The organism is Actinomycetota bacterium, assembly GCA_040754375.1.
In the GTDB taxonomy this organism is placed as follows: domain Bacteria; phylum Actinomycetota; class Acidimicrobiia; order Acidimicrobiales; family AC-14; genus JBFMCT01.
In genome coordinates this window covers 21178-27426 of the sequence record JBFMCT010000042.1, presented here as the reverse complement: position 1 = coordinate 27426, position 6249 = coordinate 21178, and the positions used below count along the sequence as shown (strand labels likewise).

Below are 6249 nucleotides of genomic sequence, written 5' to 3'. Positions count from 1 at the left end.
GCTCCGAGCCCGGCCGTCGGCGCGGCTGCGCTCTTCAGCCCGCCGCCTGCGGCGGTTGTGGATCCGGCCGAGGGCTTGGTTCTGTGCCAGGCGGCCATGGGGTTGTGGCCGGCTTTCTCCCGGGCCAGGCGCTGCTGGGTCTGGTCGAACAGCGTGCTGCCGGCGTGTCTCGCGGTGGCGGCCGGGGTCGGGGTGCGCCCGGCGGCGGCCATCGACGCCGCGCCCGACTCCAGGATGGGGACCAGCTTGAGCAGCGCCAGCGGGGACAGCGCGGCCAGGCCCAGCAGGGCCACGCCCGCCATCACCGCCCCATATCCGTCGGTGCTGACGCTGGCGTTCAGTCCCGACGCCGCCAGGGAGAGGATGGCCACGATGACGAACTTGGAAAAGATCAGCGCGAACAGCAGGTGCATCAGCCGCCGCGCCCACTGGGCCGTGGCCGGCCACACCAGCCCGGCCAGGGCGATGGGCAGGAACAACACGGCGATGTAGATCGCTGCCGAGCGCAACAGCAGCTCGAACCACACCGCCACCGTCCCCACGATCAGCAGCAGCCCACCGGCGAAGGTGGCGAACAGGCCCCCCACGCCGGGGACGAACTGGATGGCGGTGGCCGCTCTGCCGAGGAACTCTCCGGCGTTGGCTCCCGCCCCCTGGGAGACGTAGACGCTCATCTCGTCGCTGATGGCCAGCAACGCCACCACCACCGCCACCCCGGCCCCGGTCCCCAGGGTGGCCATGGGCAGCTTGCCCAGCACCATCCGCAGGAGGCGGCCGCCGTCCTGGTGGATGACCGCCCCCATCACCGACATGATCAACAGCGGGATGAGCAGCACCGCCGCCAGGGAGGCCATCGTCCGGTAATGCTGGCGGAACCAGTCCGCCTCCAGCTTCGGGGCCGTCGTCTCATCAATCAGCCCACCCGCCTGGCCGAGAAAGAACGTCGCCCCATCCGCCACCCACCGGGTGAGCTGCTCCGCAACGTTCTGGGACACGGCGTCGACCGCGGCGTCGGCGACGGGCGCTGCCACCGCGCCCACTGCGGTGCCAGCCGCACCCGGTAGATCGCCCTCGGCAAGCTTCTTGGCCACATCACCGGTCGCACAGGCAATGCTGATCAGAGGCTTATCGCACAAGCCTTTTCCACCGTGACCAGGATCAGCCGGCGCAGTCCCGGGCGGAGCAGGATCGGGCGCTACCGGTGGCGGGGGAGTCTCGGACGCGGTCGTCTGCGCCCAAGTGGTCCCACCGCCGAAGCTGAGCATGACAGCTCCCCATGCCGGGATGAGTGCGGCCAAGACTCGAAGCCGCTTACCGCGCAACATGGTCGAGTTCCTCGAAGGTGCGGGCCTCCGCGACTATCCGGTTACTAGCTTCCAGGTTGTTCGGCTCTGGACTTGGACCGTCTTTCCCCGTTGGGTTTCCGGCGAGCCGCCACGCCCCTCGTTCCCAGCCAAGTTCGACGGTCTTCGTGATGAACCCCGAAATCACTCCTTCGTCGACGCCTGGCTGCCCACCCACGGCCGCCTGCCAGAACTCCACCTTTGCGAAGTCCTTCGTGAAAGTCGGCACGCGGTAACCAAGCGGAGCCCTTCGCAGCACCTTCGGGCCGTTGACCTTTCCCAGCGCGGCCGCCGCCCCTTCCTCGTCTTTCAGGATCTGATCGCGCATGGCGTCGTTGCTGATCAGGTTCACTACCTTCCGCCGTTCCTCGGGTGTCATGAACACGGCCCGAACAATGACGTCGTCGTAGGCAGCAGCCGCGGTGACAGCTCCAGCCTTCGTGCGGGGGTAGCTCTTGGGGTCGAGGCCGCTGCTGGTGGTCTGCTCGGGCTTCGGCTTGGGTGCGCTCGTTCCGCCGTCGTTGGCGCTGGCTCGGCCGATGAGGAGTCCGACGAGGAGGAGTCCGGTGCCGAGGGCGGCGGCGGTTTTGTTGCTCATGCGGAGCGCTCCTGGGTCGGCTCCCCATGGGGGGTGGGGGCGAGGCAGGCTGCGGTGAGGGCGACGATCAGGACGAGGATGAGGAGCTGGTCCACGCTGGCCTCCTGAGGGTTGCGGCTACCGCGGATTGTGGGTCAGTTGAGGCTGCTGCCGGCGTTGACGAAGAAGCGGATCAGGACTGAGGCGGCGCCGATGATGAGGGCGCCGAAGAGGGAGAGGGCCACGGTTCGTTTGGCGGTGAGGGTGCCGTAGGGGTTGTTGGTCGCGCCGCAGAGGCCCCAGGCGGCGGCGCCGCCGATCACCCCGGCGGTGCAGAGGATGAAGCCGATGGTGGCCAGCCCGCCGATCATGCGCAGTAGCGAGGCGATGCCGGGCAGGCCGTCGCTGTTCGGGGTGACGGTGGGGACCTCGGCGGCGAGGATGGTCGCGACGAGATTCAACATCGAGGCTGTTCCTCCGGTGTGTGGGCGCGGCCCGTCCAGAGCCGGCATGCCGGCGTCCTTAAGCCGCTGCTGTTCGGGTGGGAGCCTTCCGGCTCGACGTGTGGGGCCCCCGCCTGGGGCCCCGGGCTGGGGGGTTCACGGTGATGAACGAGCCAGCCTGCGCCTTATGACGCGTTTTCGGTCTGGAAGTCCCGACTGTCACAAATTGGGCTCGTTGGTCGCCCTTATCCGGGGCCGCGTTGCGGTCTACTCCGGCCCGATTGACGATGGGCGGAATCTGGCGGCGGTTCGATTTTCGGACATTTCGCTCAAGTCGGGCGTTTCTGGCGCCGATGTCTGTGGTGTCCAGCTCGAAGGAGCTACGTCGAAGGAGATTGGTCTGATGCTTTCGTACCGTCAGAAGGTGGCCGGCCTCGCCGTTGCCGGTGGGCTTCTTCTCGCTGGAGCGACCGCTGCTGCCGCCGACTTCAATGCCTCGGGCAGCGTCCAGGTTGATCCCGGCGCCGAGGTCATCCCCCCCACCGTCACCCCGCCGCAGGTCACCCCGCCCCAGATCACCGGCCCGTCCGCCTCGCTGCCCGAGGTCACCAAGGCGCCGTCGGTGTCGGGCCCGCAGGTCACGATGCCGGAGGTGAAGGCCACACCCCCGTCCGCCATCCTGACGGACGAAGACATCACGGTGACGGTGCCCCGCCCCCAGGTGACCGGCCCCGACGTCACGGCACCGTCGGCCACCGCCCCTGAAGTGTCCGAGCCGTCGGTGACCGGCCCTCAGGCGACCGAGCCGTCGGTGACTGGCCCCCAGGTCTCCGGCCCGTCGGTGAACATCACGCCGGGCAGCAACTCGGTGCAGGTCTCGGCCGAGATCACCCTGTAGTTCGTCCCCTTCGCCACTGCGAAGTGCCGTGCCCCTCTCCCCGGGGGCACGGCACTTCCGCGTTCCAGGACAGCGTCAGAGCGATTTCCAGCCAGAATGATGGGCGATGAGCATCGGTGAGGATTCGTTCGACGAGGAACGCCAACGGCGGTGCCGGGCGGGGGACCCCCGTCTCATCGAGGCGGAGCGGGAATTCCTGCATCGCCTGGTCGCAGATTTCCGGGAGTACCCGTCACCCTGGTCATCGCGTGTGGTGCATGACGCTCAGCTCGATCCGATCATCGAACTTCGTTGCCGCTGACGGCCGACCAGTGCGAGACGCCGACGGGCACTTCGTCCACGTCAAGACCGACAACGGCAAGCCGGTCCTCGACACCGAGGGGAAACCCGTCCTCGAGCGGGTGGAGATCCTTGCCGAGCATCTGGACTACGAGGGAAGGCCAATCCTGGAGATGTTCCCTCCGGGGCCGTCCTAGGAGCGGGGTCAAGGGGCGCCGCCCCTTGGAGTGCCGGTCGTTCGTCTCCAGCCCGGCGACGACCCGCGGACCGGGGAGTCAGCCGACGTTGACCGGCCCGAGCTCGTCCTCCTTTGCCGCGAGCGGGGGCCGGGTGGCTCGATGAGCGGGTTGGTCCCGGACCGCCTCCGCTAGAAGCGGCCGGCGGGGCCCCGTACCCGCCGGCCAACGCTGCGGCCTCTTCCCGGCGCGGTCAGCGGTCCTCCGCGGTGAGGAGAAGGGGGGCGGGGCCCCCTCGGACCCCCGGGCGGGGCGGGTCAGGTAGCCGAGTTCGTCACCCCAGTTCGACGTTGATCTCGAGGACGACCGTCACCGTGGTGGTGTCGTCAGTCCCGACCTCGCATGCGGTAGTCGGTCCAGGCCTGGAGGGCTTCGTCGGGGGTCATCTTCGCGACGTCGGCGGCGGGAAGGCCGGCGGTGTGAACCAGTCGCTCGATGAGCCACGCGGGCAGCTCCTCGGCGGTCTCGGCGGGTGGTGCGTGGCCGAGGCGGGCGAGGACCTGGGCGAGGGCGTGGGCGGTGGGGCCGGGCCCCATGGCGCCGACCCGGGCGGCGGCTTCTTGGTACACCTCGTCGTCGGCCCGGGCACCGACGGCCCAGATCTCGCACACCTCGATGGCGCCGTCGGCGGTTTCTCGGTAGACGATGCGCCAGTCCCGGTTCCCGACGACCAGTTTGCGGTATCCGGTGAGCGGCCCGCCTAGCGCCGCCCCGGCCTTGGGGTTCTCCTCCAAGAGGAGCAGTTTCTTCAGGACCCGGGTGACGATCTCGGGGGCCAGTCGTTGGAGGTCCTCGATGGCGGCGTCGAGGAAACGGACCTCGGCCATCCGCTACTCGTCGTCGAGCGCCTTGAGTTCCTCCCGGGTGTGGCCGAAGGCGGCCAGGACCTCGTCCAGGCTGGTGCGCCGGCCGCTGTCGGTTGCGGCCCGGGCCACGACCAGCGCCAGGTCGCGCAGGTCCTCCTCGAGCTCCTGGAGCTCGCCGAGACGGCGCATGGACACAACGGCCGCGACCGGCTTGGAATGGCGGGCGACGATCACGTCGTGGCCCCGCTCGGCGTCGGCCACCAGACCGGAGACACCGCGACGGTTGGCCTCGGTGACCGAGACGATGTCGCTATCACGCACCAGAGTCATACCCAGATTCTACTTAGATATCTAAGTAGAATGCAAGAGGAGCCTGTAGTCGGGTCTCCGTGCACCGAGGTGCGAATCGATGCCCGGCAAGGGGGCTCTCCTGAACGGAAACTCGCCAGGGCCAGGCTTTCGGAGGGGTCACGGACCGGCACGTCGAAGTTCGCCGCTGGGGGGATCTTGGTCATGCACGTCCGGGCGCGCTCATCGAACGTGGTTCTGCGCCGGCCGCCGGAGCCGGCCCGGCCTGGTTGTGCCCGGCGGCGGTTGCCGTCGCTGGTTGTCCGGCGTGGACAGCGCCGCCGCCGGCCCGGCTGACCGGCCGGAGGTCCGCCTAGCGGCTGGTTGTCATACGGCCTCGGTACGGTCCTCCTCATGGTGAGCACTGCGACCCGCCGTCGGGCGGAGGGCTACATCCGCCGGGCCGTGTCGGCGGGGTGGGGCCCGTGGGAGGCGCTGGATGGGTTCCGCCGCCGGGGTGGGCGGATCGGGTGGCGGGAATGGTTCTCGCTGTGGCGGCGGATGGCCGCCGAGTCGGGCCTCAGAGTCCCGTAGCGACTGAATACTGTCGTTTGTGCGCGGCTGGTCTGACACACCCGTCATAGGCTGTCGTTAATGTCCAAAAGTGACAGTCAACCCCGGAAATCGGTGGTAAACGCCTCGACGGCCCGGCGGGCGCGCCCACCGGGCGCCACCAAGGCCACCCGGGCGTCGGCCGCGTCGAGGAAGCTGCCGGCCGAACTCCTCACCCCTGACGAGGTGCGGGCGCTGATCCGGGCCTGTTCGCCCACCGCACCGACCGGGGTCCGCAACCGAGCCCTGCTGGTCGTCCTCTATCGAGGTGGGCTGCGGGTCGGTGAGGCCCTGGCCCTCTACCCCAAGGATGTCGACGCCGCCCGGGGCACCATCCGGGTCCTGCACGGCAAGGGGGACCGGGACCGCCTGGCCGTCATCGACGACGGGGCCCTGGCCGTGCTGTCCCGCTGGATCGACGCCCGCAAGGCTCTGGGGATCTCGGCGCGGCGGCGGTTGTTCTGCACCCTGGCCGGCGGGCCCCTCCAGGCCTCCTATGTCCGTCAGCTCCTGCCCCGCCTGGCCAGCCGGGCCGGGATCGACAAACGGGTCCACGCCCACGGACTACGCCACGCCCACGCCGTCGAACTGGTCGAAGACGGCGTCGCCGTCCACCACATCCGCGACCAACTCGGCCACGCCAGCCTGGCCGTCACCGACCGCTACCTCCGCCGCATCGCCCCCGGCGCCCGCATCGACGCCCTCCGCGGCCGGCGCTGGGAGCTGTAGAGGCTCCGCTCCCTGGTCGCGCTCGCCTGGCAGTTGGC

General features: G+C 69.6%; 10 protein-coding genes. 5 read left to right on the top strand and 5 right to left on the bottom strand.

The genetic code is table 11. From position 1 onward, the window contains the following. From AB1673_14650 to AB1673_14640, 3 genes are all read right to left on the bottom strand, one after another. The coding region (locus tag AB1673_14650) for a hypothetical protein (GenBank protein ID MEW6155204.1) at positions 1-1031 on the bottom strand (1031 nt) is incomplete at its 3' end. 280 nt (positions 1032-1311) lie between these two features. Continuing rightward, positions 1312-1941: a hypothetical protein gene (locus AB1673_14645; GenBank protein MEW6155203.1), complete on the bottom strand. Its 630-nt coding sequence runs from the start codon at positions 1939-1941 to the stop codon at positions 1312-1314. A 134-nt stretch (positions 1942-2075) separates the two neighbouring features. Next, positions 2076-2432: a DUF6112 family protein gene (locus tag AB1673_14640; GenBank protein ID MEW6155202.1), complete on the bottom strand. Its 357-nt coding sequence runs from the start codon at positions 2430-2432 to the stop codon at positions 2076-2078. Positions 2433-2598: 166 nt separating this feature from the next. Here AB1673_14640 and AB1673_14635 point away from each other — a divergent pair, with 166 nt between their 5' ends. The 3 genes from AB1673_14635 (at position 2599) to AB1673_14625 (ending at position 3737) form a co-directional block, all read left to right on the top strand. Beyond that, positions 2599-3261 carry a hypothetical protein gene (locus AB1673_14635; protein ID MEW6155201.1) on the top strand — a complete coding sequence of 221 codons (663 nt, stop codon included), beginning with the start codon at positions 2599-2601 and terminating at the stop codon, positions 3259-3261. Positions 3262-3367: 106 nt separating this feature from the next. Continuing rightward, complete coding sequence (locus AB1673_14630) at positions 3368-3562, top strand: hypothetical protein (protein MEW6155200.1); 195 nt, start codon at positions 3368-3370, stop codon at positions 3560-3562. Positions 3563-3572: 10 nt separating this feature from the next. Continuing rightward, positions 3573-3737 carry a hypothetical protein gene (locus tag AB1673_14625; GenBank protein MEW6155199.1) on the top strand — a complete coding sequence of 55 codons (165 nt, stop codon included), beginning with the start codon at positions 3573-3575 and terminating at the stop codon, positions 3735-3737. Between the two features lie 365 nt (positions 3738-4102). Here the strand turns inward: AB1673_14625 and AB1673_14620 are convergent, their stop codons facing one another. Then, complete coding sequence (locus AB1673_14620) at positions 4103-4603, bottom strand: type II toxin-antitoxin system RelE/ParE family toxin (protein MEW6155198.1); 501 nt, start codon at positions 4601-4603, stop codon at positions 4103-4105. 3 nt (positions 4604-4606) lie between these two features. Beyond that, entirely contained in the window at positions 4607-4912 is a 306-nt protein-coding gene (locus AB1673_14615) for a type II toxin-antitoxin system prevent-host-death family antitoxin (GenBank protein MEW6155197.1), read from the bottom strand. A gap of 372 nt (positions 4913-5284) precedes the next feature. Between AB1673_14615 and AB1673_14610 the strand changes: the two genes are divergently transcribed. Together AB1673_14610 and AB1673_14605 are read left to right on the top strand one after the other, a co-directional pair. After that, a complete protein-coding gene (locus AB1673_14610; protein ID MEW6155196.1) occupies positions 5285-5464 on the top strand; it encodes a hypothetical protein in 180 nt (59 codons plus the stop codon). A gap of 60 nt (positions 5465-5524) precedes the next feature. Beyond that, entirely contained in the window at positions 5525-6211 is a 687-nt protein-coding gene (locus AB1673_14605; protein MEW6155195.1) for a tyrosine-type recombinase/integrase, read from the top strand. Positions 6212-6249: the final 38 nt, after the last annotated feature.

What these genes read in the sequence shown, in the direction of transcription:
- AB1673_14645 (MEW6155203.1), bottom strand. Translation starts at nt 1,941, where the DNA reads ATGAGCAACAAAACCGCCGCCGCCCTCGGCACCGGACTCCTCCTCGTC.
- AB1673_14640 (MEW6155202.1), bottom strand. Translation starts at nt 2,432, where the DNA reads ATGCCGGCTCTGGACGGGCCGCGCCCACACACCGGAGGAACAGCCTCG.
- AB1673_14630 (MEW6155200.1), top strand. Translation starts at nt 3,368, where the DNA reads ATGAGCATCGGTGAGGATTCGTTCGACGAGGAACGCCAACGGCGGTGC.
- AB1673_14620 (MEW6155198.1), bottom strand. Translation starts at nt 4,603, where the DNA reads ATGGCCGAGGTCCGTTTCCTCGACGCCGCCATCGAGGACCTCCAACGA.
- AB1673_14615 (MEW6155197.1), bottom strand. Translation starts at nt 4,912, where the DNA reads ATGACTCTGGTGCGTGATAGCGACATCGTCTCGGTCACCGAGGCCAAC.
- AB1673_14610 (MEW6155196.1), top strand. Translation starts at nt 5,285, where the DNA reads ATGGTGAGCACTGCGACCCGCCGTCGGGCGGAGGGCTACATCCGCCGG.
- AB1673_14605 (MEW6155195.1), top strand. Translation starts at nt 5,525, where the DNA reads ATGTCCAAAAGTGACAGTCAACCCCGGAAATCGGTGGTAAACGCCTCG.